The organism is Pararcticibacter amylolyticus, from assembly GCF_003130405.1.
In the GTDB taxonomy this organism is placed as follows: Bacteria; Bacteroidota; Bacteroidia; order Sphingobacteriales; family Sphingobacteriaceae; genus Arcticibacter; species Arcticibacter amylolyticus.
The window spans coordinates 1-425 of the sequence record NZ_QEAS01000117.1 but is presented as its reverse complement, the minus strand read 5'-3'; the positions used below and the strand labels follow the sequence as shown (position 1 = coordinate 425).

Here is a 425-nt window from a genome sequence, read left to right as displayed (position 1 = left end):
GAGCGGAACGCGTACTGGTCGGGGCAACACTCTCTTCGCAACTATAAGAAGGGGCTGGGGCTTCCCGTGCCGCCGTCGGACTTTAAGCTTAGCCGGGATGAGAAGAGCGGCGAGTATAAAATGAGGATGTACAAGCTGCGCTTCCGTACGTACCTGGGCCGGGACCGTGATGATAAACACCGCATGCTGGCGCGGGCCCTGGCCGGCAGGCTTAAGATGGGGGTGGGGTACCTGAAGCCTGAGAAAGGACGGTTTTATTATTACGCTACTTTCCACATTGAGAAGGAGCAGCATGAGCTGGACGAAAGCGTCATTGCCGAGGCATCGCTGTCGCTGGAGGTGCCGGTGACCGTGAAGATCGGGAAGGAGCAGTTCCAGATCGGCACCAAAGAGGAGTTCCTTCACCGCCGCTTAGCCATCCAGGC

The 425-nt window shown here is 58.1% G+C and carries 1 pseudogene; it reads left to right on the top strand.

The features are described from left to right. Positions 1 to 66: 66 nt before the first annotated feature. Positions 67 to 425, top strand: a pseudogene (locus DDR33_RS25330) (hypothetical protein); the annotation flags it as partial.